Annotated in this window: 15 protein-coding genes; 11 read left to right on the top strand and 4 right to left on the bottom strand. The window is 67.4% G+C overall.

All coding sequences use genetic code 11. The features are described from left to right. Positions 1-6 precede the first annotated feature (6 nt). The gene (locus A3ES_RS0130965) at positions 7-1560 is read right to left on the bottom strand and encodes a twin-arginine translocation signal domain-containing protein (protein ID WP_020390730.1); all 1554 of its coding nucleotides are present in this window, start codon (positions 1558-1560) and stop codon (positions 7-9) included. Between the two features lie 231 nt (positions 1561-1791). On the opposite strand from A3ES_RS0130965, the gene A3ES_RS0130970 reads away from it, so the two are divergent. The 8 genes from A3ES_RS0130970 (at position 1792) to A3ES_RS0131005 (ending at position 15861) form a co-directional block, all read left to right on the top strand. After that, a complete protein-coding gene (locus A3ES_RS0130970; RefSeq protein WP_026163368.1) occupies positions 1792-3066 on the top strand; it encodes an ROK family transcriptional regulator in 1275 nt (424 codons plus the stop codon). After that, the gene (locus A3ES_RS0130975) at positions 3063-4592 is read left to right on the top strand and encodes a sugar ABC transporter ATP-binding protein (protein ID WP_020390732.1); all 1530 of its coding nucleotides are present in this window, start codon (positions 3063-3065) and stop codon (positions 4590-4592) included. The genes A3ES_RS0130970 and A3ES_RS0130975 overlap by 4 nt, the downstream gene beginning before the upstream one ends. Continuing rightward, positions 4592-5656, top strand: a complete 1065-nt coding sequence (locus A3ES_RS49000; RefSeq protein ID WP_020390733.1) for an ABC transporter permease — start codon at positions 4592-4594, stop codon at positions 5654-5656. The genes A3ES_RS0130975 and A3ES_RS49000 overlap by 1 nt, the downstream gene beginning before the upstream one ends. Before the next feature lie 46 nt (positions 5657-5702). After that, on the top strand, positions 5703-6743 hold the full coding sequence (locus A3ES_RS0130985; RefSeq protein WP_020390734.1) for a substrate-binding domain-containing protein: 1041 nt from the start codon (positions 5703-5705) through the stop codon (positions 6741-6743). A gap of 25 nt (positions 6744-6768) precedes the next feature. After that, positions 6769-7932 (top strand): Gfo/Idh/MocA family protein, encoded by a 1164-nt coding sequence (locus A3ES_RS0130990; RefSeq protein ID WP_020390735.1) that lies wholly within the window; start codon positions 6769-6771, stop codon positions 7930-7932. Further along, positions 7929-9104 (top strand): xylose isomerase, encoded by a 1176-nt coding sequence (xylA, locus tag A3ES_RS0130995; RefSeq protein ID WP_020390736.1) that lies wholly within the window; start codon positions 7929-7931, stop codon positions 9102-9104. Before A3ES_RS0130990 ends, xylA begins: the two co-directional genes overlap by 4 nt. 136 nt (positions 9105-9240) lie before the next feature. Then, a complete protein-coding gene (locus A3ES_RS0131000) occupies positions 9241-14631 on the top strand; it encodes a ThuA domain-containing protein (protein WP_020390737.1) in 5391 nt (1796 codons plus the stop codon). A gap of 228 nt (positions 14632-14859) precedes the next feature. Further along, positions 14860-15861, top strand: a complete 1002-nt coding sequence (locus A3ES_RS0131005; RefSeq protein ID WP_020390738.1) for a sugar phosphate isomerase/epimerase family protein — start codon at positions 14860-14862, stop codon at positions 15859-15861. Positions 15862-15917: 56 nt separating this feature from the next. On the opposite strand, the gene A3ES_RS0131010 is transcribed toward A3ES_RS0131005, so the two are convergent. Together A3ES_RS0131010 and A3ES_RS0131015 are read right to left on the bottom strand one after the other, a co-directional pair. Next, positions 15918-19385, bottom strand: coding sequence for a DUF11 domain-containing protein (locus A3ES_RS0131010; protein WP_020390739.1), 3468 nt, complete (start codon positions 19383-19385; stop codon positions 15918-15920). A gap of 228 nt (positions 19386-19613) precedes the next feature. Then, a complete protein-coding gene (locus A3ES_RS0131015; protein WP_020390740.1) occupies positions 19614-20552 on the bottom strand; it encodes a DUF1996 domain-containing protein in 939 nt (312 codons plus the stop codon). 248 nt (positions 20553-20800) lie between these two features. On the opposite strand from A3ES_RS0131015, the gene A3ES_RS0131020 reads away from it, so the two are divergent. Continuing rightward, the gene (locus A3ES_RS0131020) at positions 20801-22954 is read left to right on the top strand and encodes a discoidin domain-containing protein (protein ID WP_026163370.1); all 2154 of its coding nucleotides are present in this window, start codon (positions 20801-20803) and stop codon (positions 22952-22954) included. 52 nt (positions 22955-23006) lie between these two features. Then, complete coding sequence (locus A3ES_RS0131025) at positions 23007-24026, top strand: LacI family DNA-binding transcriptional regulator (protein ID WP_020390741.1); 1020 nt, start codon at positions 23007-23009, stop codon at positions 24024-24026. A 4-nt stretch (positions 24027-24030) separates the two neighbouring features. Here the strand turns inward: A3ES_RS0131025 and A3ES_RS51725 are convergent, their stop codons facing one another. Then, positions 24031-24801 (bottom strand): hypothetical protein, encoded by a 771-nt coding sequence (locus A3ES_RS51725; protein WP_020390742.1) that lies wholly within the window; start codon positions 24799-24801, stop codon positions 24031-24033. 67 nt (positions 24802-24868) lie between these two features. Here A3ES_RS51725 and A3ES_RS0131035 point away from each other — a divergent pair, with 67 nt between their 5' ends. Next, positions 24869-25360, top strand: coding sequence for a MarR family winged helix-turn-helix transcriptional regulator (locus tag A3ES_RS0131035; protein WP_020390743.1), 492 nt, complete (start codon positions 24869-24871; stop codon positions 25358-25360). Positions 25361-25953: the final 593 nt, after the last annotated feature.

Consider the following 25953-nt stretch of genomic DNA (forward strand, 5'->3'; position numbering starts at 1 on the left):
CCGGCTCTACTGGATCCGGCAGGACGTCAAATGGTCGTTGGCGTTAGGGGAGAGCCCGACGAAGTTGGGAGTGTCCGCGGTCCGGGTCCAGGTCTGGCCGGTGAAGTTGTCCTCGGAGTAGACGGTGACCGACCAGCCGGCCGGAATCCGCACCGATGACGCCCAGTTGTCCGGTACGCCGGCCGCAGCCAGTTGCGCGCGAGTGTAGTTGCCCTTAGCAAGCGTTTGGCCGGCCGTGCCGCCGTAGTCGATGTGCTCGTAGAAGATCACACCACCCGTGCCCTGGTTGGGCATCGGCGGGGTCGGCCGTGTCGCGGTCAACGGGATCTGCCCCTTGAACATCCGCCCGCCGTCATTGGTGAGCCGCAGGTAGTAGTCCGACGAGCACGCCGTACCGTCCTCGTTCAGCGCTCGAAACCCTGACCCGGTGGGGATCCAGGCCGAACTCTCGGCCGTCTTGGCGATCTGGTTGCCCTCGTTGTACTCGTCGAACATCGAGATGTACATGCCCTGCACGCCGACCCGCGTCAGGTTGTAGAACTGCCGCCACATCAGGTCGCCGTGCCGCCGGTGCCCGGACTGCAGATCGCCCGGGATCACACACGGCTGATAGTCGATCCCGTGCGCGTTGCAGTCGGCCTGGTCCTGCTGATTCACGTTGTTGTAGTAGTGATCCGCGCCGGCCACGTCCTGGATCCGCCCGACCATCCAGGGCGAGATCATGGTGAACGCGTGGTACACCTCGAGATAGCCCGGCCGTGAGTCCTCGACACCGCGCCGCCAGTGCGTCGGTACGCCGCCGATCACGTAGCAGCCCTGGCCCTTGAACCAGTTGACGACGTCCAGGCAGACCGAGGCCGGCCAGGCCTTGTTGGCCTCGTTGAACCCGAAGCCCCAGATGCAGACGACCGGCTTGCCGTTCTGCTTCGCATAGGCCGGTGATGACGTGTACGACCGCATTTTGTTGATCCAGTCGGTCTTCATCTCCGACTGCATGTTCTGCCAGTTGGTGGCGTCGTACATGATGTAGAACTTGCGCCCGTACTGCTCGGCGGCCTGGCGGACCTTGACCGCCATCGCGTCCCGGGTCGGGCCTTCGCCGCCGGTCGGGTTGAACCGCTGCAGCGCCGCGGTGTCGCAGCCGTGTTGCTGCATCCACTGGAAGTGCGTGTTGACAGTCTGCTGGTCGTACGACGAGAACAGCTTGGCGGGCTGCCCGTTCCCGAGGTTCGCGTACGCCGTCTGGTAGGTGGCCGTGTAGTCGCGGACGTCGGGCCAGCTACCGAGCGCGTTGTTGGTGGGCGAGGGCGGCTGGCCCCAGTTGCTGCTCCAGTGCCACCAGCCGTTGATCGGGGCGCCGTCACCGGCGCAGGCGAACCAGCCCTGGTACCCGACGGAGATCTTGCCAACCACGTCACCAGGCGGGCTGGCAAAGGGCGTAGCGGTCGCCGCGGAGGAGGGCAGAGCGGTGCCGGCAGCTGCGGCGGTGGCCGCGGACGCGGCGAGGAAGGTACGGCGAGTGACCGGGGTGGAGGGGCGGGGAAGGGAAAACTCAGTCATTTTGCAGCTCCTGAAAGGGGGCGGACAGGTCTGCGGAGAGTGGCGCGAGCGTACAAACGGTCGCTTCAACACACAAGACCAACTGCAAAAAATGAATGAGATCTAGCAAATTGGCGATTCAGGCTTCTTCTGGGATCTGAAGAAACTTCGCCGCAACATCTTGACGCCACCCCCGCCGCTACTTAGTTTGTTGGCTCAACAGACAAAGTCTGTGACAAGGGGTTGGGGCTCATGGCGCTGTCCGAAGGCAGCCGGCCGGGGAGTGGAGTGGTCGCTGCCGATCACGTCTCGCTCCGGCGGAACAACCTGTCCGTCGTCCTGCGGCACGTTCGCGAAGCGGGATCGCGCTCTCGCGCCCGGATCGCCGCCGACACAGGCCTCAACAAAGCCACCGTGAGCAGCCTGGTCGCCGAGCTGGTCGACCGCGGCCTGCTCCGTGACGGTCAGTCCGAGGCCGGTGCGCTCGGCCGCCCCGGACAGCTCGTAGAACTCGACGGCCGCGGCGTCTGCGGCGTCGGCGCCGAGATCAATGTCGACTACCTCGCCGTGACCGCCCTCGACCTCAGCGGCGAGACCGTCATCGAACAACGCGTCCCACTCGACGTCGCCCACCTCGATCCCAGCCTGACGCTCGACCGTCTGGCGAAACTGATCCGTCAGGCGGTGACGGCGGTCTCGGCCCGAGGCGGTCAGACCGCCGGCGTCACGCTGGCCGTGCCCGGTCTCATCCAGAGCGCGACCGGCATGCTCAAGCTCGCTCCGAACCTCGGGTGGACGGAGGTGCCCGTGGTCGACAAGATGCGCGCGCGGCTCGGCGATCCGGCGTACCCGGTGCGGGTGGACAACGAGGCGAACCTCGCGGCGCTGGCGGCGTACTCGGAGATGAAGGTCGCGGACGGGGATCAGGTCCAGGACATCGTGCTGCTGACCGGCGCTGTGGGTGTCGGTGGTGGCATGGTCACCGGCGGGCATCTGCTCCGCGGCGGACATGGTTTCAGCGGCGAGGTCGGCCACATGCCGGTCGCACCCGTCGGCGGGATCTGTGGTTGTGGCCGGACCGGCTGCTGGGAAACCGTCGTCGGCCTGACCGCTTTGCTGAACAAGGCAACTGATCCGGACGACCCGGTCCGCGACCCGTCCCTGGACGTGGAGCAGCGGCTGGCGGAGATCACCCGGCGGGCCGAGGCCGGGGACACCCGGACGCTGCGGGCGCTGGCCGATGTCGGTACCTGGCTGGGAATTGGGGGAGCGATCCTGGTGAACATCCTGAACCCGGACGTGCTCGTGCTCGGCGGTTACTTCGCCGTCCTCGGGCCATGGCTGAAAGAACCGCTGGAGAGCGCGATCCGGGATCGGGTGATCGCGCCGGAGGGCGGCGGCTGCCGCGTCGTGCGGTCCGAACTCGGCTTCACCGCCGCGGTCCGGGGCGGCGCGCAGATCTCGCTGGACCAGGTTTTCCTCGATCCGACGCTGGTCGGTCGCGACGCTGCGGGAGTGGCCCAGTGACCGAGTACGACGTTCCCGCCGGTGGCCAGGACCTGCTCCGGATGACCGGCATCGTCAAGGAGTTCCCCGGCGTTCGCGCGCTGGACGGTGTCGACCTGGACATCCGGCGCGGCGAGGTGCACTGCCTGCTGGGCCAGAACGGCGCCGGTAAGTCGACGCTGATCCGCGTACTCACCGGCGCGCACAAGCCCGACGCCGGCACGATCCAGGTGAACGGCCAGGTGGTCTCGCTGAACACCCCGGCCGACTCGATGCGACTCGGCATCGCGGCCATCTATCAGGAACTGGACCTCGTCCCCGACCTGACCGTCGCCGAGAACGTCTTCCTCGGGCACGAGCCGGCCCGGTTCGGTCTGACCCGTAGGTCCGAGGCGAACACCAAGGCGCGTGAACTCCTCAAGGGCCTCGGCCACGGCGAGATCCCGCCCGGCCGCACCGTCGGTCTGCTGTCGGCGGCCGGTCAGCAGGTCGTCAGCATGGCGAGAGCGCTCTCCAGGCAAGCCCGGCTGATCGTGATGGACGAGCCGTCCGCGGTGCTCGACTCCGAAGAGGTCGACAACCTCTTCCGGGTGATCCGCGACCTCACCGCCCAAGGCGTCGCGGTCGTCTACATCTCGCACCGGCTCGAGGAGATCCGCGAGATCGGCGACCGGGTCACCGTGCTGAAGGACGGCGCCACCGTCGCGACCGGCCTCGACGCCCGAGAGACGCCGACCGCGGAACTGATCCGGCTGATGACCGGTCGCTCGATCGAGTACGTCTTCCCGCCCCGCGCCGAGCTCGCCGGCGATGCCCCCGTCGTCCTCGAGGTCGAGAACCTCTCCAGGCCCCGGGAGTTCGCCAGGATCGGGTTCTCCGTCCGGGCCGGCGAGATCCTCGGCCTGGCAGGTCTCGTCGGCTCGGGCCGTTCCGAAGTACTGGAGACCGTGTACGGCGCTCGCAGGGCGGCCACCGGTTTCGTCCGGGTGGACGGCAAGGTGCTCGCGCCGGGCAAGGTGCAGCAGGCCGTCAAGGCTGGTGTCGGACTGGCCCCGGAGGAGCGCAAGAGCCAGGCGCTCCTGCTGGACGAGGCGGTCTACAAGAACATCACCGTGTCGAGCATGGGACGTTTCGCGAGTGGAGGATTCCTCAACAGTCACGCCGAACGGCAGGCCGCGGAGGAGTTGACCAAGGCGCTGGACGTCCGGCCGGCCGGAGTGGAGCATCCCGTCCGCAACCTGTCCGGCGGCAACCAGCAGAAGGTCGTGCTGGCCCGCTGGCTGATGCGGGACTGCCGAGTGCTGCTGCTGGACGAGCCGACCCGGGGAGTCGACGTGGGGGCGCGCTCGGAGATCTACGCGCTGGTTCGCAAGCTGGCCGCCAGCGGGGTCGCGATCGTGCTGGTCTCCAGCGAGGTCGAGGAAGTGCTCGGTCTGGCCGACCGGGTCGTGGTGATGCGGGAGGGGCGGGCCGTGCACACGGGACCCGCGCAAGACATCGACGAACACCAGGTGCTGGATCTGGTGATGGAAGGAAGTGCCGTGTGATGAGTGAGGAAGTCGCACGATCCGAGGCACCGAAACAGGACGAGCTCGGCCACGGCCAGGCGATGGCCGAGGTCGATCCGACCGCGGCCGGCGCGACGCTCCGCCACCTGCTCAAGGGTGGGGCCGGCCGCAATGTCGGGCTGGTGATCGCGTTGGTGCTGCTCTGCATCGTCGGGGTCGCCACCGCGGGGGACCGGTTCGCGAGTACCGCCAACGTGCTCACGATCCTGCGGCTGGCAGCGGTGATCGGCGTGGTCAGCATCGGGATGACCTTTGTCATCACCGGCGGCGGCATCGACCTGTCGGTCGGCGCGATGGTCGCGCTGGCGAGTGTCTGGGCGACCACGCTGGCCACCCAGCAGCTGGCCGCCGACTACCACTGGATCTTCATGGTCTCCACCGCCCTCCTGGTGGGCGCGGCCTGTGGACTGGTCAACGGGGTACTAGTTGCCTACGGCAAGATAGTTCCCTTCATAGCGACCCTGGCGATGCTGGCCGGGGCGCGCGGTCTGGCCGAGATCCTGTCCGACCGCAAGACCCAGATCATCAGCGTGAACTCCTTCGTCGACTTCTTCGGCGGTTCACTGATCGGCATCCCGGTGCTGGTCTGGATGTTCCTGCTCGTCGCCGCGGCCGGCTGGGTGCTGCTCAACCGGACCACCTTCGGCCGCCGTACCTTCGCGGTCGGTGGTAACGCCGAGGCGGCCCGCCTGGCCGGTATCAAGGTGCAGCGGCACACCGTCGCGCTCTACATCCTGGCCGGCCTGTGCTGCGGGATCGCCGCGGTGATGCTGATGGCCCGGACGACGACCGGCAGCGCGACCCACGGCGGGCTCTACGAGCTCGACGCGATCGCGGCGGTGGTGATCGGCGGCACGCTGCTGTCCGGTGGCCGCGGCACGATCGTCGGCACCGTGTTCGGCGTCCTGATCTTCACCACCCTGAACAACGTCTTCACCCTGAACAACCTGAGTATCTCCGCCCAGTCGGTGGCGAAGGGCCTGATCATCGTGATCGCTGTCCTCCTCCAGCAACGCCTGGCAGCCCGCGCTACCGCGCCCTGAATGTCAGCAAGAAGCCAGCTAAGAGAACCACCGTTTGGAGGACAGGATGTCTGTACGTTCCGCCCGGCTACTGATCATCGTCGGGCTCAGCTCGATGGCCCTGATCGCCTGTACGAGCAACACTCCCGAAGCAGAGAAGACCACGGACTCCGGCACCCAGCAGGTCGCTGCCAAGGGCAACGACGAGCCGGGCAAGAAGGTGAAGATCGGCTTCTCCGCACCGGCCGCCGACCACGGCTGGATGGGCGCGATCACCAAGGCGACCCAGGCCGAGGCGAAGAAGTACTCCGACGTCGAGCTGGTCGTCGCCGAGGGCACCAACGACGTGAACCTGCAGATCAGCCAGGTGGAGACCTTCATCAACCAGAAGGTCGACGCGATCGTGCTGCTGCCCTTCGACGGCGCCGCGCTCACCCCGGTGGCGATCAAGGCGATGGAGGCGGGCATCACGGTGGTGAACGTGGACCGCGAGTTCGGCAGCACCTTCGCGGCCCGGACCACCGTCCTCGGCGACAACTTGGGCATGGGCGTCTCGGCCGGCACCTACGTCTGCAAGGAGATGAAGGGCAAGAAGGACGCCGTCATCGCCGAGATCGCCGGGATCGACTCGCTGCCGCTGACCCAGGCGCGCAGCGCGGGCTTCAAGGAAGCGCTGGCCGACTGTGGGCTGAAGGTCAACAACCGGGTCGCGGCCGAGTTCACCGTCGAGTCGGGTGAGAAGGCGGCCGCCAACCTGTTGCAGGCGGCACCGAAGATCGATGCGATCTGGAACCACGACGACGACCAGGGGGTCGGCGTGATGGCCGCGATCAAGAACTCCGGCCGCAAGGAGTTCTTCGTCGTCGGTGGGGCCGGCTCGGCGAACGTGATGCGTGACATCAAGGCCGGCAACACGTTGCTGAAGGCCACCGTCATCTATCCGTCCACGCAGGGCGCCGACGGCGTCAGGCTGGCCCGGCTGCTGGTCCAGAAGAAGGCCCTCGGCGACCTGGTGGAGGTCGAGGTACCGCGCACGATCCAGCTGTACGCGCCGGTCGTCACCAAGGACAACGTGGACCAGTACCTGCCGACCGCCTTCGAGAGCTGAGCACTACAGCGAGAGGAGAAACTGTATGACGAACCTGGGCATCGGCCTGGTCGGGTACGCCTTCATGGGTGCCGCCCACTCACAGGCCTGGCGCAGCGCACCGCGCTTCTTCGACCTGCCTCTGCGGCCGGAGATGACGGTCCTCTGCGGCCGGAACGCGGACGCGGTCACCAAGGCCGCCGGCAAGCTCGGCTGGAGCCAGACGGAGACCGACTGGCGCAAACTGCTCACCCGCGACGACGTGCAACTGATCGACGTCTGTACGCCGGGCGACAGCCACGCCGAGATCGCGATCGCGGCGCTGCAGGCCGGCAAGCACGTGCTCTGTGAGAAGCCCCTGGCCAACACCGTCGCGGAGGCCGAGCAGATGGCTGCCGCGGCGGCCGAGGCGGCGGCCAGCGGGATCAGGTCGATGGTCGGGTTCACCTATCGCCGGGTGCCGGCGATCGGGCTGGCCCGCCAATTGGTTGCCGAGGGCAAGCTCGGCACCATCCGGCACGTCCGGGCGCAGTACCTGCAGGACTGGATCGCCGACCCGGAGGCGCCGCTGTCCTGGCGGCTCGACAAGGAGAAGGCCGGTTCCGGCGCTCTGGGTGACATCGGCGCGCACATCGTCGACCTGACGCAGTACATCACCGGTGACCGGATCACCGAGGTGAGCGGCCAGCTGGAGACGTTCGTCAAGGAACGCCCGGTCGCCGCCGAGCACAGCGGACTGGCGGGAACCGCGGGCGCCGAGCGGGGACCTGTGACGGTCGACGACGCCGCGATCTTCCTGGCCCGCTTCGCCGACGGAGCGCTGGGCGTCTTCGAGGCGACCAGGTTCGCGACCGGCCGCAAGAACGCGATCCGGCTCGAGATCAACGGACAGCTCGGCAGTCTGGCGTTCGATTTCGAGGACCTGAACGAGCTGCACTTCTATGACGCGACGGAGCCGGCCGAGACCGCCGGCTTCCGTCGGATCCTCGTGACCGAGGCGGTGCATCCGTACGTCGCTGCCTGGTGGCCGCCGGGCCACCTGCTCGGTTACGAACACGGTTTCACCCATCAAGTGGTCGACCTCGTCACCGCGATCGCCGAGGGCACGGATCCCGCGCCCTCGTTCGCGGACGGCCTGCAGGTCCAGCGCGTGCTGGCCGCGGTCGAGGACAGTTCGGCCTCCCGACAATGGCAGGAGATCCCTGAATGACTTCCTACTCAACGACTTCATATAGGCCGACCAAGGACGACAAGTTCTCCTTCGGTCTGTGGACCATCGGCTGGGAAGGAGTCGACGTCTTCGGTACCGCGGTCCGCGCGCCGCTTGACCCGGTCCTCGCGATCGAGAAGCTCGCCGAGCTGGGCGCGTCCGCCGTGTCCTTCCACGACGACGACCTGGTGCCTGACGACAGCACTCGTCAGCAGGTGCTCGAGCGGTTCACCAAGGCGCTGACCGAGCACGGCATGGTCGTCGAGATGGCGACCACCAACCTGTTCAGCCACCCCGTCTTCAAGGACGGCGGCCTGACCGCCAACGACCGCGACGTACGCCGGTACGCGCTGGCCAAGATCCTGCGCAACGTCGATCTCGCGGCCGAGCTCGGCGCGAAGACGTATGTGCTCTGGGGTGGTCGTGAAGGCTCCGAGTCGGGCGGCTCCAAGGACGTGCACGCCGCACTCGACCGGTACAAGGAGTCGATGGATCTGCTCTGCGCCTACGTGCAGGAGCAGGGCTACGACATCCGCTTCGCGCTCGAGCCGAAGCCGAACGAGCCGCGCGGCGACATCTTGTTGCCGACGGTCGGGCACGCGATCGCGTTCATCAACGACCTCGAGCACCCTGAGCTGGTCGGCATCAACCCCGAGGTCGGCCACGAGCAGATGGCCGGGCTCAACTACGCGCACGGCATCGCGCAGGCGCTCTGGCACGGCAAGCTGTTCCACATCGACCTGAACGGTCAGCACGGTCCGCGGTTCGACCAGGATCTGCGCTTCGGCGCGGGCAACCTGCGAGAGGCGTTCTGGACGGTCGACGTGCTGCAGGGGTCGTCCGCCGGACCGGCGTACGACGGCTATGTGCACTTCGACTACAAGCCGCCGCGGACCGAGGACCTCGAAGGTGTCTGGGAGACCGCTCGCGGCTGCATGCGCAACTACCTGATCCTGCGGGAGAAGGTGCAGGCGTTCCGGGCCGACCCGGAGGTCGCCGAAGCGCTGGCCGTGGCTCGGGTGGCTGAGCTCGCCCAGCCGACGCTCGGTGCCGGCGAGAGCCTGGCCGAGCTGCGCAAGGCGACGTACGACGCAGATGCTCTGGCCCAGCGTGGTCTCGGCTTCGAGCGCCTCGACCAGCTGGCGATGGAGCACTTGCTCGGCGTCCGGTAACACCAACACCATCCCGCGCAGGGCAGAGCACGGGACCCGCAGTAGCTGAACTTGCAATACCAGGGCCGAACAATCCAGGGACCCGCCCTGGAACCCGATGGAGCGCGCGCCTTATCCGACCCATGAGGAGCATTCCATGATCCAGCTACGCCGGCACGGCACGTTCATCCGTGCTCTCGTGCTCGCCCTGATCGCCACCTTGGTGATCCCGTTGTCCGCGACGACCGCTCAGGCCCATCCCGGCCATGGGGACGAGACGTTCAACGCACTGATCTTCAGCAAGACGGCCGGGTTCCGGCACGACTCGATCCCGGCCGGCATCCAGGCGATCAAGGACCTGGCCGCGGCCAACAACTTCACCGTCACCGCGACCGAGGACGCGGCGATGTTCAACGACACCGAGCTGGCGAAGTACGAGGTCGTCATCTGGCTGTCGACGACGGGCGACGTCCTGAACGCCGATCAGCAGGCAGCCTTCGAGCGCTACATCCGTGCAGGCGGCGGGTACGCCGGAGTGCACGCCGCATCGGACACGGAGTACGACTGGCCTTGGTACGGCAAGCTGGTCGGCAGCTACTTCGACAGCCACCCGCCCGGTACGCCGAACGCGACGGTGAAGGTGGAGGACCACGCGCACCCGTCGACCGCCGAGGCGCCGACGACCTGGCCGCGGACGGACGAGTGGTACAACTACCGCACCAACCCGCGTGGCGCCGTGCACGTGCTCGCCTCGCTCGACGAGTCGACGTACACCGGCGGCAACATGGGCGCCGAGCACCCGATCGCGTGGTGCCAGGACTACGACGGCGGCCGCGCCTGGTACACCGGCATGGGGCACACGATCGAGTCGTTCGCCGACGCTACGTTCCGCAAGCACCTGCTCGGTGGCCTCAAGACCGCCGCGGGGGTGCAGCCGGCCGACTGTGGCGCATCGCTGAGCGACAGCTACGAGAAGGTCACGCTGGACGACGACACCGCGAACCCGATGGAACTCGCGATCGCCACCGACGGCAGGGTTTTCTACATCGACCGCAACGGCGCGGTGAAGATCATCAAGACCGACGGGTCCGTCCTGACCGCCGGCACCCTCAACGTCTATACCGGCCAGGAGTTCGGGCTGCTCGGCATCGCGCTCGATCCGGCCTTCGCCCAGAACGGCTTCCTCTATCTCTACTACTCGCCGGCGGGCAGCGAACCTTATGACAAGGTGTCGCGCTTCAAGGTCACCGGAGACACTCTCGACCTGGCGAGCGAGAAGCAGGTACTGCGGATCGACACCCAGCGCAACGAGTGCTGCCATGCCGGCGGCGCACTGGAGTTCGATGGCCAGGGCAACCTCTTTGTTGCCACCGGCGACAACAGCAACCCGTTCGACTCCGACGGCTACTCGCCGCTGGACGAGCGGACCGGTCGCGCGCCCTGGGACGCCCAGCGCAGCGCCGCCAACAGTAACAACCTGAACGGCAAGGTGCTGAAGATCCACCCCGAGGCCGACGGCAGCTACACGATTCCGGCGGGCAACATGTTCCCGGCCGGAACGGCGAAGACGCGCCCGGAGATCTTCGCGATGGGCTTCCGGAACCCCTTCCGGATCGGCATCGACCCGACCACCAACAACCTCTTCGTCGCCGACTACGGACCAGATGCCGGGCAGGTCTCACCGACGCGCGGCCCGGACGGCCGGGTCGAGTGGAACATCCTGGACAAGCCCGGCTTCTACGGCTGGCCGTACTGCGTCGGCAACAACACGCCGTACAACGACTTCGACTTCGCCACCGGTACTGCGGGCGCCACCTTCAACTGTGCGGCCCCGGTCAACGCGTCGCCGAACAACACCGGCATCACTCAGTTGCCCGCGGCAATCCCGGCGACGATGTGGATGGGCAAGTCGACAACCGGCGTACCCGAGATCGGCGGTAGCGGTGCGCCGATGACGAGTGGTGCGTACAAGTTCGACCCGGACAGCGACTCGGATCGCAAGTGGCCGAAGTACTTCGACGGCAAGGCCGTATGGGCCGACTGGAACGACAGCCGGTTGTTCTCGGTGCAGTTGAAGGACGACCGGGCCGGGGTCTCCGACGTCTCGCGGATGCTGCAGAAGCTGGCCTTCATCCGGCCGCACGCGTTGCAGTTCGGACCGGACGGCGCGCTCTATGTGATCGAGTGGGGGAGCGGGTTCGGCGGTAACAATGCCGACTCGGGTATCTACCGAATCGACTATGTGCAAGGCAATCGAGCGCCGATCGCGCAGTTCAGCACGGACAAGACGTCCGGCTCGCTGCCGCTGACCGTCGCGTTCGACTCGACCGGTTCGCGCGATCCGGATGGTCAGCCGATCACGCTCGCGTGGGACTTCGACGGCAATGGGACGACGGACAGTACCGAGGCGAAGCCCTCGCACACCTACACGATGGCCGGGGTGTTCACGGCCCGGCTGACGGTGACCGACACCGACGGCCGGACTGCCGTCTCCAACCGATCGATCACGGCCGGCAACACCGCGCCGACGATCACGGTGGAAGCACCGGTCGACGGTGGGTTCTTCGACTTCGGCGACACGATCAAGTACAAGGTCACCGTCACCGATCCCGAGGACGGCACGGTCGACTGCGCTGACGTGATCACGCAGCCCGCGCTCGGCCACGACGAGCACGCTCACGATTATGAGCAGTACCACGGCTGTGAAGGCGTCATCCCGGTCAACGGGGACAACGGCCATGTCGGGGCGAACATCTTCGGCATCGTCAAGGTGAAGTACACCGACAAGGGTGCGCCGGGCGCCGGGCGGCTGACCACCGAGAAGGTCGTGCAGCTCCAGCCGAAGACGCGCGAGGCGGAGTACTTCAGCGAGACCGGTGGTCCGGGCGACACGGCCGGCGTACGGGTCGAGGACACCGGTGACGTGGCCGGTGGCGGCAAGAACATCGGGTTCATCGAAGACGGCGACTGGTGGGGCTGGAAGCCGACCAACCTGACCGGGATCACCCAGCTCCAGCTGCGAGCGGCGTCGCCTGAGGCCGGGGCCACCGTGCAGGTGCGGCAAGGCTCGCCGACGGATGGACCGATCGTTGCCACCATCAACGTCACACCGACCGGTGCGTGGCAGACCTACGGCAACTTCACCGCGGACGTCTCCGGCGCATCGCTGACCAGCGGACCGCTGTACTTCGTCAAGACGACCGGGCAGCTGAACGTCAACTGGGTGAAGTTCATCGGCAAGGGCATCACGGAGAACCAGCGGCCCACCGTGTCGATCAGCGCGACGCCAGTGCAGGGCAAGGCACCGCTGAAGGTCGACTTCACCGCGACGGCGACCGACCCTGAAGGCGACGTCCCGTTGTCCTACGTGTGGAGCTTCGGCGACGGCGCGACCGCCACCGGCGCAACTGTCAGCCACACCTACACGACCTCCGGTACCCACGACGCGACCGTCACCGTGACGGATGCGAAGGGTGCGGCCGGTACGTCGCACGTGCAGGTGAAGGTGGACGCGAGTGCTCCGCCGACCTGCCTGACCGGTCGCTCGGACGGTTTCGAGGGGACGACGCTCGATACCGGCCGGTGGAACTCCATTGTCAGAGGCAACCAGGAGCTTGCCGTCAGCAACGGCAACCTGGTGCTGCCGTTGACGGCGACGGACATCTACGGCACGGGCAACACCGGTACGCCGAACATCGTGCTCCAGCCGCTCCAAGCGGGAGCATGGCAGGCGACGGCGAAACTGACGATGCCGGCTCGGCTCGCGTACCAGCAGGCCGGGTTGATCGTCTACGGAGACGACGACAACTACGCCAAGATGGTGATCCAGGGTCGCTCGACGGGTGCGCCTTCGGCCAATGACCGGATCTTCCAGTTCATCCGCGAAGAGGCCGGTGCGCCGAACGAGGTGTCCGCGTCGAACACGGCCAACCTGGGTGCGGCGTACCCGGACACCGTCTGGGTCCGCTTCACCAGCAACGGCCAGGACCTGCGGGCGTCGTACAGCGCTGATGGCGCGACGTTCGTGGACATGCCGGAGACGAAGCAGCTGGGCGGGATCAGCAACCCGAAGATCGGGATGTTCGGGCTGGCCAACCGGGCCGAGGCGCTGCCGATCTCGGCGCAGTTCGACTACTTCACCATCACGCCGGACGACACCGCCGAGGTGCCGACCCCGGACGACCAGTTCGACGGTACTGCGCTGGATGCCTGCCGCTGGTCGGCAAGCGTGCGGCCGGACGCATCGGCGTACCGGGTGACCGGTGGTGGGCTCGAGATCGACACGAGCAAGGGCGACATCTACCAGGGCACGGCCACGAACCCGAAGAACCTGCTGCTGCAGCCGGCTCCCGACGGTGACTGGACGATCGAGACCAAGGTGGACGGGTCCGCGTTCGACGAGAGATACCAGCAGGGCGGCCTGATGGTGTACGGCGACGACGCGAACTACGTGAAGCTCGACTTCCTCACCACGAATGCCGCTGGTGGCACCGTGACCCGCGGGATCGAGCTGCGCAGCGAAGTGAACAACGCGATCGTCCAACCGGCGCCGAACGCCTCGCCGGCACCCACCCAGGGTGTCTGGTACCTGCGGCTGGCGAAGAGCGGCACGACCTATACCGGGTCGTACAGCGCGGACGGGCTGGAGTGGACCGCACTGCCGGCCGTCACCAACACCGCACTGAGCTCGGCGAGCTTCGGGATCTATGCCTTCGGGGTCGACCAGGTCGCTTCGAAGACGGCGAAGTTCGACTACTTCAAGCTCGTCAAGGACACGGTGGCGCCGCAGGTGAACCTGTCGGTCAACCCGTCGGCGCCCTCAGGGGACAACGGTTGGTGGACCGATGCTGTGGTCGCGACGGCGATGGCGACTGACAACCAGCCGGGCCAGCTCTACCTGGAGCAGAAGCTCGGGTCGGGCGACTGGGCGGAGTACACGACTCCGGTCAATCTGGCGGCGGATGGCACCCACACCCTCCAGATGCGGGCGAGTGACACCGCCGGCAACGTGTCCGAACCCAAGTCGGTAACGGTCAAGATCGACAAGACCGTCCCGGCAGCGACGGTGACGGGTCTGGCGGCTGGTGCCGAGCTCGGTGTGGCGAGTCTGGCCACGGTGGCGGCGACAGCCACGGATGCGCTCTCCGGGATGGCCGGCGTGACGCTGACCATCGACGGGCAGCCTCTCCCGGCGACCGGCAAGCTCGACGGCATGCTGCTCGGTCTGGGCGCGCACGAAGTGATCGCCCGGGCGTCGGACAAGGCCAGCAACACCTCGGTGACGAAGGTGCCGTTCACCGTCATCGCGACGTACGCCCAGGCGATCGAGGTGGTCAAGCGGTACCGGGACGTCCGGACGCTGGCGCTGGAGCCCACCGTGGTGATGAAGGTGCGGCTGCGGGCGGCTGAGCGGGAGCACGCCAAGGGTCGTCTCGCGGCGGCCCGGACCGCGATGGACACGTACCTGGCCGAGGCTCAGAAGGTCGCCGACGTACCGGCCAGGACGCTGCTTGTCGCCATCGGTCAGGACCTCAGGAAGAGGATCTGACCCCATGTTCGTCGCCGTGCGATACCGCACCCTGTCCGACGCGGAGAGGCGGACAGGAGCTCCTGTGACCCGGGGTGGTTCGGCCCCGCCCCGGGGTGCGGGAGAGCGGTATCGCACGGTCGGCGGGGGGACCGGCTCGTCCGGTTCCAGTCCCCGGCGCCGCGGCCAGCGCTCCGGCCACGGCGCCGTGGGACACCCCTTTGATCCCTTGTGCAGAAGGAGTTTGTGATGGCTCGACCGATTACCCTGTTCACCGGCCAGTGGGCCGACCTGCCGTTCGAGGAGGTGGCCCGGCTGGCGTCCGAATGGGGGTACGAAGGGCTCGAGATCGCCTGCTGGGGTGATCATCTCGATGTTCGGAAGGCGGCCGAGGACGACGGTTATGTCCGCAACCGGCTGGACATCCTGGAGAAGTACAACCTGAAGGTCTGGACGATCTCCAACCACCTGCTCGGCCAGGCGGTCTGCGACGACCCGATCGACCAGCGGCACCAGGCGATCCTGCCCGCGCACATCTGGGGCGACGGTTCCCCGGAAGGCGTCCGGCAGCGGGCGGCCGAGGAGATGGGGACCACCGCGCGGGCCGCGCGCCGGCTGGGCGTCGACGTCGTCGTCGGCTTCACCGGATCGTCGATCTGGAAGACCGTGGCGATGTTCCCGCCCGTGCCACAGTCGATGGTCGACGCCGGCTACCGCGACTTCGCGGACCGCTGGAACCCGATCCTCGACGTGTACGACGAGGTGGGGGTCAAGTTCGCGCACGAGGTGCACCCGTCCGAGATCGCCTACGACTACTGGTCGACGACGGCGACGCTGGAGGCGATCGGGCATCGCGAGGCGTTCGGGCTGAACTGGGACCCGAGCCACTTCGTCTGGCAGGACCTCGACCCGGTCGGCTTCCTGTGGGACTTCAAGGACCGGATTTACCACGTCGACTGCAAGGACGCGAAGCGCCAGGTCGGCAACGGCCGCAACGGCCGGATGGGTTCGCACCTGGCCTGGGGCGACCCGCGACGCGGCTGGGACTTCGTCTCGACGGGTCACGGCGACGTGCCATGGGAGGCGTGCTTCCGGATGCTCAACACGATCGGCTACACCGGCCCGATCTCGGTCGAATGGGAAGACGCCGGTATGGACCGCCTGGTCGGCGCCGCCGAAGCCCTCCAGTTCGTGAAGTCCCTCGCCTTCGAGCCGCCCACCGCCTCGTTCGACGCGGCCTTCTCCTCCTGACGGCAGTACTGCGCGCCGTGGCCGGCGTCCCGGGCCACGGCGCGCAGTACTGTCTGCTACTTGCCGATCTTCACCGACAAGGTGGTGCTGTTGTTGGCTGCTACCGGATCACTGGTCGTGGAAGTGACCGCGGCCGAGGTCGTCACTACGCCCTTGTTGCCCTTGACAAGCAAATGGACGTTGAACGACCAGGCTGCACCTGCCGTCAATGAGGTCGGCCGCAGGCAGGTCAGTACCTGGCCTGCCTTGGTGCAGCCGGCGGTGTCGAAGACGTAGACCGCTGCCTTGATGTCTGGCAGCCCGATGGTCACCGTCGGGGACTGGGCGTCGGACGGTCCGAGGTCCGTCACCGTGGCCGTGTAGATGATTGTCGACGACGGCTTGTAGACGTCCTTGTCGGCGACGAGTGCCATCCGCAGATCGGCCGAGGTACCGACTGTTGTCGAGGCGGATGCAGTGTTGTTGGCCGCCACCGGGTCAGGCACATTCGAGGTCACCGTCGTGCTGTCCGAGATGGAGCCGGCCGGAGTACCGGAGGCGACGCGGGTCAGGATGACCACCGTCGTCGGACCGCTGGCCGGAGCCATCGTGCCCAGCTCACATTCGACCTGCTTGGACGGCGGATCCACCGGGATCGTCACCAGCACACAACTGCCGGATCCCGTTGTCACCGTCGCGGACGTGAAGTCGACCGCTCCCGGCAGTACGTCGACCAGCTTGACTCCCGTCGCCGTCGACGGTCCCGCGTTGCTGACCCTGACCGTGTAGGTCAACGGCCGCCCGGCCAGTACCGGGTCGGGGCTGTCGGTGGAGGTGACGGACAGATCGGCCTGAGCGTCGACCTGCGTGGTGACGGTGTCGGTGTTGTTGCCCAGGTCCGGATCAGCCGTCGTCGAGGACACACTCGCGTCGTTGTGCATCGCGCCGGTGAACGAGGAGTTGATCGTGGCAACGACCGTCATCGTTCGGTTGCCTCCGGCACCGATGTTGCCCAGCGAGCAGGTGGTCGGCAGCGACGGGTTGCCCGGCACTCCCGCAGTACAGGTTCCACCTGTGGCGCTGACCGAGACGACGGTGACCTGAGCCGGGAGGACATCCCGGACCACTACACCGGTCGCGGTCGACGGTCCCGCGTTGGAGATCGTGGTCGACCAAGTGATCTGGTTGCCCGCGGTCGCCGTCGCCGGAGCTGTCTTGTCGAGGCTCACGTCCGCCGAGCCGACGAGGTGCAAGGTGTCGGATGCGGAGTTGTTCGAGCCGTTGGGATCGACCGTGCCACCGCTGACTGTCGCGGTGTCGGCGATGTCCTGCGCTTCGTTCGCGCCTTCCCGAATCACGACGCTGACCTGCTGGCCGGAGGTGAGGTCGCCGAGCAGACAGGTCGCCTGCGCGTTGCCGGCCTGGTCGCCCGCGGGTGCGGTGCAGCCGGGCGAGGTGGTGGACAGCTGGAACGTCCCGCTCGAGGTCACGTTGTCGGTCACCTTGACCGCCCGCGCGATGGCCGGCCCGTTGTTCGTCACGGTGATCGTGCACGGGTACGACGTACCGGCTGCTGCCGGGCCGTCCGGCAGACAGTTCTTCGTCACTGCCAGGTCAGCGCGTCCGGTCGCCGAGGAGAAGGCATCCAGAACCCCTGAACCGAAGGCGTTGTCGGGACCTGCGGCAGCGCGATCGGTGGCGTTGGCATTGAGTACCGCGGTCAGCGCGAACGGTGTCAGCGCGCCTGGTCCGCCGGCCGCATCCAGCACCAGAGCAGCGACACCTGCCGCGCTCGGTGTTGCCGCCGAGGTACCGAAGAACCTGCAGTCACCTTGAGTTGCGGCCGGGCAACTGCCCGAGCCGAAGCCTCCGACACCGCTGACCGAGACACCGTCAGCCGCGGTGTACGTCGGCGCGATCACTGTCCGGCCAGCGCCGCCGAGCACACTCTGGTTGCTGCCCGGGGGAGCGGATGCGGGACACGGGTACGAGGCCGAGCAGACCGTCGTACTGATCAGGCGGACCGGACCTTGGCCGCTGAATCCCTCGAGGGGAACCGTGGTCGGGTTCTGGTCCGCACCGCCGTTGACGGCACCGGCCGAGGTCGCCAGGTCGGTGTAGTTGCTGTCAGGGTTGAGCGATCCGGCGCTTCCGCTCGCGTCGACCGCGCCGGCGCCACGCCAGCGGAGGTCGATCGTGGGCGTGCCCTTGGCGCCGGTCGAGCCGGTCACGTTGACGGCCAGCTTGACGTTGACCGGGTTGGTGGCGCTGGGGTTGGTCCAGGACGCCTGCTCGATCGTGTCGCCGCTGCCGCCGCCCTGCGCCGCAGTACTGGTGGCCAGGCAGTTGGCGCCGGCCGCGTCGAGAATGTAGAGGTCGAGGTTGGTGAAGCCACCAGCTCCGGCCGACGGGAAGATCGCCCGCGGTTCGCTCCACTGCAGCGTCGAACCGATCGTGTTGCCCGGCCCGACGGTGACATCGAAGGTGGTGTCCGCGCCGTTGAAGGCGATCGTGTTCGTGGGTGCCACGGCGCAGCCGGCGGGCGCTCCGCCGTCCGGACCGTTGCCGGTACCGGTGGCGGCCACTCGCGGAGCGTGCGTCCCGTTCAGGTTTCCGGCCGACGAGCTGACCCAGACGCCCGAGGCGGCGAGGATCTCGCCGTTCACCGCGGCCATGCCCTTCTGGAAGGCCGGCTCGCTGTCGAACGGGATGTCCTCGGTCAGGATGTCGACCCCCGCGGTTGCCAGGTCGTTCTGGGCCGCCACGTGGTTCGCCACGCCGCCACCGGTGGCGTGGAAGAACAGGTCGGCGCCCGGTGCCATGTCATGCACGATCTCCAGCATCGAGGTGCCCTCGTCGCCGGAACCCGTGTCCAGCACGGTAACTCCGGCGGGGAGATCCCCGAGCCCCTGGGCGGCGGCGAGGTTGCTGACGCCGTCCGAGATGGCGCCGACGGAGATACCGCCGCCGTCGACTCCGATCGCCTGAGTGGCGTCCGCGCGGTGCAAGGCGACGCCTTCGCTGAGGAAGCTGCCCGCGTCGGGCGGCAGACTCTCCGTCGGCCGGATCGCGGCGACCCAGCCGAGGGCCGCGACCTCGTCCACGCGGTCGTACGGTACGAGTGCGCGGAAGATGCCGGCGTTCAGGAGTGCCTTCACTCGCTGGGGTTTGACCCACTGGTCCGAGCCGTTGAGAACGCGCGCTCCCAGCCGCTGCAGCTCGGCCCGCTCCTTGCCGCTCACCCGGCCGAGCGCGTGTACCTCGAGGTCGAGGTTGGCGGCCGTGTCGACGGCCAGCAGCGGATCGCTGAGCTTGGCGCGCTGACCGGCATCGAGCCGATGGGCGCCTCCGGCAACCTTGCCGACATTAGCGATTCGTTGACTGACGAGTGACGGGATCTTCGAGGCCGGCGCGGCCGCAGTACCGTCAGCCGCTGTCACGGCTGCGGGTTGCGCCTGCGCGACACCGGACCCCAAGATCGTGAATGCGAAGAGCCCGGCCGCGGCTACTGCTCGCCGCGTCCGGGCATGACTGTAGTGACTCATTGGTGGTTCCCCCTGTGTGGTCCAGCCCCTGTGCTTCCCCAAGCACCCGCACCCCGGCCCCCCAGGCTCAGATGTTTTCGACGGTGCTCGCACTCGCGTCAGGTGTCAAGGCCTCGGGCAACGAAGAAAGGACCTCCAGGCAACTAACTTGCCCTTTTGGGCAACTGCCCGTCTGGGGGGCGGGCCTGCGGTGCCGGCTGCATCTGCTCCAGCACCGCAGGAGAGTTGTCAGACGTTCGGCCTGCCGGGGAGGCGGTAGTTGTCGCCGAGCACCTGGCCGCGGTTGGGCTTGTAGAGGTCGAATCCCTTCGAGTTGCACTGCAGACCGCCGTTGATGCAATGGCTCACCAGGGCTGCCAGCGTCGGCGGGTCCCAGGCGTTGAAGAAGTCGTAGTGCCAGGAGTAGCCGCGTCCGCTCGCCAGCCGGATCGCTGACATGTCACCGTCGGCGGGGAAGGCGATCTTGAACTCGAGCATCGGCAGCGGCACCGGGTGGCTCGCAGTACAGGATCCGTTGACCGGGTAGGCCATGTGGCTCTTGTGGTCGGGGGAGTCCAGGTTGACGCCGTCCCAGCAGCTCGGGGCCTGGTAGCGGATGTTGGCCTGGGTCCCGATCGGGCAGTTGGCCGGGAAGTCCCAGTTGTGGGTGCTGCCACCGCACTCCCAGCCTTCGACGGCGCCGGGGGCGGTACGGAAGGCGTCCAGGGTCGCGCTCGGGCTGCCGACGACGAACCGGATGCCGGGCGGGAACGGACGGACGTCCTGATAGCGCAGGATGCCCGACTTGTAGTAGATGACCTGGTGCCAGGTCTGGTTGATCGGCTGGTTGCCCCGGAACATCGTCGGCCACCAGTACGCCGAGAGGTCGTCGGGGTTGAGGCACGTGCTGGCCCCCGGGCCGGGAGCGAGCAGGGAGCTCAGCGTGGTCGCGGCGTTGGTCGTGGTGTTGCCGACGAAGCTGTGCTCGTGCGAGGCACCCGGCATGTTCGGGAACACGATCGGGTCATCGGTGGCGCGGTGATGCACCGTGCAGTTGACCTGGAACTCGTGATGCGTGACCAGGTCGTCGGCCTGCGCGACTGGGCCGGCCACGGCGGTGAGTGCCGAGGCGAGGATGAGGGCGGCCAGGCCGCCGGCGGACAGAGTCTTTTTCCTTTTCTTGAACACGGATCTCCTCCTGTCGGGGGATTCCGCGGGGCGGTGGATCGGTGGGCCCGCGGGAGGGACATCGCGGGAGAGCGCTCTCTGAGACAGCCTCGATCGGGGCGTCCGGGCTGTCAAGAGGCCGCTGGTTCCGGAACTGCTGAGCGTGACGAGCGGTTGACAAGCGGCAAGGTGGCCGTGACCATCAGAGCGCGAGAGAGCGCTCTCTGACCTACCCGCCCCGCTCTCGCACCCCAGCGAAGGAGAACCCGATGGACTTCGCGACCCGCCACAGACGCCGCGGCCGGACGGCGATCGCCGCCGTCGTCGCAGCAGCCACCGTGCTGCTCGGCAACGTCGTACTACTGGCTCAACCCGCCCAAGCGGCCACCCTGCTGTCCCAAGGGCGCCCGGTGACGGCTTCGTCCTCGGAAGGCGCCGGTACTCCGGCCGCTGCCGCCGTCGACGGCGACCTGAACACGAGATGGTCCAGCATCTTCGAAGACAACCAGTGGATCCAGGTGGACCTCGGCGCCACCGCTGCCGTCAGTCAGGTCGTACTGCGCTGGGAGGCGGCCTACGCAACGGCGTACCGGATCGAGGTCTCCAACAACGCCCAGGACTGGAACCAGCTCCACAGCACGGCGGCCGGCCAGGGCGGTACAGAAACCCTTAACGTGAACGGCAACGGCCGCTATGTTCGGCTGTTCGGCACCAAGCGAGTCGGCGGCTACGGCTTCTCCCTGTGGGAGTTGCAGGTGCTCGGTACCGGCGGCGGGCCCCCGCAGGGTAGTGGCACCGTCCGAGTCGCAGGCAGCCAAGGGAACTGGCAACTGCTCGTCAACGACGCGCCGTGGCAGGTGAAGGGTCTGACTTGGGGGCCGCCGGCAACAGAAGCTGCACAGCGCCTGCCTGGATTGAAGGCGATCGGCGTCAACACCGTGCGGACATGGGGCACGGACGCCGGCTCCAAGCCGATCTTTGACGCCGCGGCTGGGAACGGCATGCGAGTGATCGCCGGCTACTGGCTCCAACCTGGTGGTGGACCGGGTAGCGGCGGTTGCGTGAACTACGTGACCGATACGACGTACAAGGCGAACATGCTCGCCGAGATCCGCCGCTGGACGACGGAGTACAAGGACCACCAAGGCGTGCTGATGTGGAACGTCGGCAACGAGTCCGTGCTCGGTCTGCAGAACTGCTACTCGGGCGCCGAGCTCGAGCAGCAGCGGATCGCGTACGCCAGCTACGTGAACGAGGCTTCTCGGGCGATCCACGCGATCGATCCGAACCACCCGGTGACGTCCACTGACGCGTGGACTGGCGCATGGCCGTACTACAAGCAGTACACGCCCGACCTGGACCTGCTAGCCGTCAACTCCTACGGCCATGTCTGCCAGGTGAAGCAGGACTGGATCAACGGCGGCTACAACAAGCCCTACATCCTGACCGAGGCCGGACCCGCCGGTGAGTGGGAGGTGCCCAACGACGCCAACGGAGTACCGGACGAGCCCACTGACGTCCAGAAGCGCGACGGCTATCTACAGGCGTGGAACTGCATCACCGGCCACACTGGCGTTGCACTAGGCGCCACGCTGTTCCACTACGGCATCGAGAACGACTTCGGGGCCGTCTGGTTCAACCTGACCCCTGGCGGCGAGAAGCGGCTCTCGTACTACGCCGTACGCCAGGCCTTCGGCGGTACAGCGGGCGGCAACACCGCACCTGTGATCACCAACATGACACTGAGCCGTACTGCGGACGTCCCGGCCGGCGGCACGATCACTGTCAACGTCAACGTGTCCGACCCCGACGGGGACGCGCTGACGCACGAGTTCAAGGTCGGCGGCAAGTACATCGACGGCAGCGGCACCCTGGTCGGTACGCCGTACAGCGGGAGCGGGCCGTTCACCGTGACCGTGCCTGAGCGACTCGGGGTGTGGAAGCTGTACGACTACGTCCGCGACGGCAAGGGCAATGTCGGGATCGACACGAAGTCGTTCCGGGTGGTGGCGCCGCCGGTCCAGGGCACCAACATCGCTCGCGGCAAGCCGGCGACGGCTTCGTCGTACCAGCAGGTCGGGAACGGCGCACCGTACCCGCCTTCGAACGTGACGGACGGGAACAACACCACCCGGTGGGCGAGTGACTGGTCGGATCCGCAGTGGGTGCAGGTGGATCTTGGGCAGGTGACCTCGTTCGATCGGATCCAGCTGATCTGGGAGGGCGCGTTCGCGCGGTCGTACCGGATCGAGGCTTCCGACGACGGCAACAACTGGCGGCCGGTCTACTCGACGGCTGACGGCAACGGTGATGTCGACAACCTCGCGACCGGTGGGTCGGGGCGGTATGTCCGGCTGACCGGGACCCAGCGGGGTACGGGCTTCGGCTACTCGCTCTACGAGTTCGGCATCTACCGAACCTGACCTGTGGATAAGAATCGAGGGGGCGAGCTTGACGCAGCTACGATCCGGTGCCATGCAGAGCAATCGGCCGCCGACCCTGGTGGACGTCGCCAACGTGGCCGGCGTCTCGCGCGCCACCGCGTCGCGGGTGATCAACGGCGTGGAGACCGTCGACCCGGCGATGCGGTCGAAGGTCGAGGCGGCGGTGCAATCGACCGGCTACATCCCGAACACCGTCGCGCGGTCGCTGGTCACCCGCAAGGCCGGCGCGATCGCCCTGGTGATCTCAGGCTCGGACGGGTCGGCCGAGCAGGTGCTTGGCGACCCGTTCTTCGGCCGGGTGACCTCTGGGGTGGTGAAGAGTTTGCTTCCGCAGAAGGTGCATCCGACGCTGGTACTGGCCGATTCCGATGCTGCCCGGGCTGACGCGGTGAGCTACGTCCGCCAGGGCAAGGCCGACGGCGCGCTGCTGGTCTCCACTCATTCCGACGACACGCTGCCCGGTCTGTTCGTGGCTGCTGGGATTCCGGCGGTGCTGTTCGCGCGACCCGGGCGCGATGTCCCGATCAGCTACGTCGACCTGGCGCACGCCGTCGGCGCCGCACTAGCCGCCGACCGGTTGGTGGCCCGCGGTTGCCGCCGCGTGGTCACCATCGCCGGGCCGAGCGACGTACCGGCGGCCCAGGATCGGCTGACCGGCTTCCGCCAGGCGATGGCACGCCACGGTCAGGCCTACATACCCGTTGCCAAGGGCAACTTCACCCGCGAGAGCGGCGAGCTGGCGATGACCGAACTCCTCACCCAGCACCCCGACCTCGACGGCGTCTTCGCAGCCAACGACCTGATGGCCGCCGGCGCCTTACGCGTACTGCGAGACCAGGGCCGCACGGTCCCTGACGACGTAGCAGTAGTCGGCTTCGACGACAGCGAACCGGCCCACCACACCCACCCCCAACTAACCACCATCGCCCAGCCAGTCGAAGAAATGGCCGCCGAAATGGCCCGCATCCTCCTGACCCACATAGCCGACCCCACCCTCCGCCCGACGTCAGTAATCTTCGACCCCCACCTGGTCTCCCGAGAATCAGCCTGAAGTGTCAGTTCATCAGGGCTGCGGATTGGGTTTGCAGGAAGGGGATGTTGGCCTGGCGGGACCAGCGGTTGACTTCTGTGGCTAGGGCGATGGAGGCGGCGGGGTCGCCTTCGTCGCGGGCTAGTACTGCGAGGAGGGTTTGCTGGGCTAGGGCGCCTAGGAGGTGGCCGACCTTTTGGCGGAGTTCGGTTGAGCGTTCCCAGTGGGTTCGGGCCAAGGGGAGGTTGCCGGCGGTGTGGGCGTGGTCGCCTAGGTGGCGGAGGGCTAGGGAGATCAGGAGGTCGTCGCCGGAGGATTCGCCGAGGGTTAGCGCGGTTGTGTAGGCGGTGAAGGCCTTCTCGGGGTGTTCCAGGAGGTTGTCGGCGATCACTCCGGCGTAGAAGGCGGCGTGACCGGAGCGGCTGTCGTCGGGTGCGGTCTCGTGGAGTTCGGCAGCTCGTTTCGCGTAGGCCTCACCGGCGGTGCGGTCGCTGGCGAACAGGGCGACGCTGTAGTCCTTCTTGAGTTGGAGGAAGGACAGATCCCAAGCCAGCAACGCATCCGGCGTTTCAGAGAGCGCTTCCGCCAGTACTGCGAGCGCGGGGCCGGCGTTGTCGGTTTGCTGGCCGAAGTCTTGATCCACGGTGACCTCGGCGAGCGCGGCGGCGATCGCGAGGCGTTCTGCGGCGGTGGATGGGGTGGCAGCTCGGAGGAGGTCGGTGGCGGTTGTCCAGCGGCCCGCTCGCATCAGCGCTGTGCTCGCGGCGAGCAGAGGAGAGAGTGCGATCTCAGTCATGATCGCGAGAGTATTTCGATGTCGAAATTTTTGACAACTAAGCTTCAGTCGCTGAATAATCCAACCGGTGAAGGACTCGATCGACGACCACGTCGAACTCTGGGCGCGCGAACTACCGGACATGGACCTGCGGGTCGAGGGCATCGCGACCCGGCTACAGGCGCTCGGGCGCTACCTGGATCGGCAGCGCGACGCAGTACTGGCGGACCACGGGTTGCAGTGGTGGGGGTTCAAGACGCTCCACATGCTGCGCCGCGGCGGGGCGCCGTACCAGTCGACGCCCGGCCGCCTGGCAACTCAACTCGGCCTGTCTCCGGCCGCGATGACAAATCGGCTGGACGCTCTCGAGCGGCTTGGCTACGTCGCCCGCCACCACGATCGCGACGACCGGCGGAAGGTGGTCGCGACTCTCACCGACGCCGGCCTGCTGATCTGGCAGCAGGCACTCGGCGACATCACCCAGGTCGAGGCCGACCTGGTCAACCAACTGCAGGCGACCGACCAGGATCACTTGACCAACCTCCTCCGCATCCTCGTTCATTCGACCGAGCAGCACTGAGTACTGCTCCCTCGCTGGGGATGTCTGTCCCTAGGGTTCGAGGGCGTGGGTGCCGGTGTGGTCGACGCGGAATTTGAAGCCGTGAGGGCTGGTCCATTCCAAGGTGGCGTCGCCGAGGCGTTCAGCAACCCAGTGGCCGTGCGTCTTAACCCGGGTGCGCCGTGAGGCGCTTGTTGATTGAGTGGAGGTGGGAGACCTTCGCCGCTGTTCCTGTCGCAGCAGGACGGTGTAGCTGAGGGCAGCCTGATCCGGGAGGTGCCGGGTTCGGGTGGAAGCGGCCCTGACAAAGCCGGGACGTGTCAGTACTGCCAGATGGTGCGGGTCCGGCGAGCGTGGCGGAAAGGCATACGCGAGGAACCGGCGTTTACGTCCCTCAAAGACACACCGGCTCGAAACCTGGCGGATCCGGGCCGGATGCGATGCGCACCCACCCCCTCATGACGGGGTGGGGGACTTCCCGGAGCTATTCGAGTGGTGATGGGGAGGCTGCGGTGAAGTGCTGCGGGGTAGCCGTGGCGATGTCGCAGGGGCCAAGTCGGGTGCCTCCTTCGCCGAGCGATCAACGAGTGAACACGGGAACCGTTCCGGTCCTC

This window comes from Kribbella catacumbae DSM 19601, from assembly GCF_000372465.1.
Taxonomy (GTDB): domain Bacteria; phylum Actinomycetota; class Actinomycetes; order Propionibacteriales; family Kribbellaceae; genus Kribbella; species Kribbella catacumbae.

Bases quoted from the DNA above. Each gene is read 5' to 3' on its own strand.
- A3ES_RS0131005 (WP_020390738.1), top strand. From the start codon at position 14,860: ATGGCTCGACCGATTACCCTGTTCACCGGCCAGTGGGCCGACCTGCCG.
- xylA (WP_020390736.1), top strand. From the start codon at position 7,929: ATGACTTCCTACTCAACGACTTCATATAGGCCGACCAAGGACGACAAG.
- A3ES_RS0130985 (WP_020390734.1), top strand. From the start codon at position 5,703: ATGTCTGTACGTTCCGCCCGGCTACTGATCATCGTCGGGCTCAGCTCG.
- A3ES_RS0131010 (WP_020390739.1), bottom strand. From the start codon at position 19,385: ATGAGTCACTACAGTCATGCCCGGACGCGGCGAGCAGTAGCCGCGGCC.
- A3ES_RS51725 (WP_020390742.1), bottom strand. From the start codon at position 24,801: ATGACTGAGATCGCACTCTCTCCTCTGCTCGCCGCGAGCACAGCGCTG.
- A3ES_RS0131020 (WP_026163370.1), top strand. From the start codon at position 20,801: ATGGACTTCGCGACCCGCCACAGACGCCGCGGCCGGACGGCGATCGCC.
- A3ES_RS0130970 (WP_026163368.1), top strand. From the start codon at position 1,792: ATGGCGCTGTCCGAAGGCAGCCGGCCGGGGAGTGGAGTGGTCGCTGCC.
- A3ES_RS0131000 (WP_020390737.1), top strand. From the start codon at position 9,241: ATGATCCAGCTACGCCGGCACGGCACGTTCATCCGTGCTCTCGTGCTC.
- A3ES_RS49000 (WP_020390733.1), top strand. From the start codon at position 4,592: ATGAGTGAGGAAGTCGCACGATCCGAGGCACCGAAACAGGACGAGCTC.
- A3ES_RS0130990 (WP_020390735.1), top strand. From the start codon at position 6,769: ATGACGAACCTGGGCATCGGCCTGGTCGGGTACGCCTTCATGGGTGCC.
- A3ES_RS0130965 (WP_020390730.1), bottom strand. From the start codon at position 1,560: ATGACTGAGTTTTCCCTTCCCCGCCCCTCCACCCCGGTCACTCGCCGT.
- A3ES_RS0131025 (WP_020390741.1), top strand. From the start codon at position 23,007: ATGCAGAGCAATCGGCCGCCGACCCTGGTGGACGTCGCCAACGTGGCC.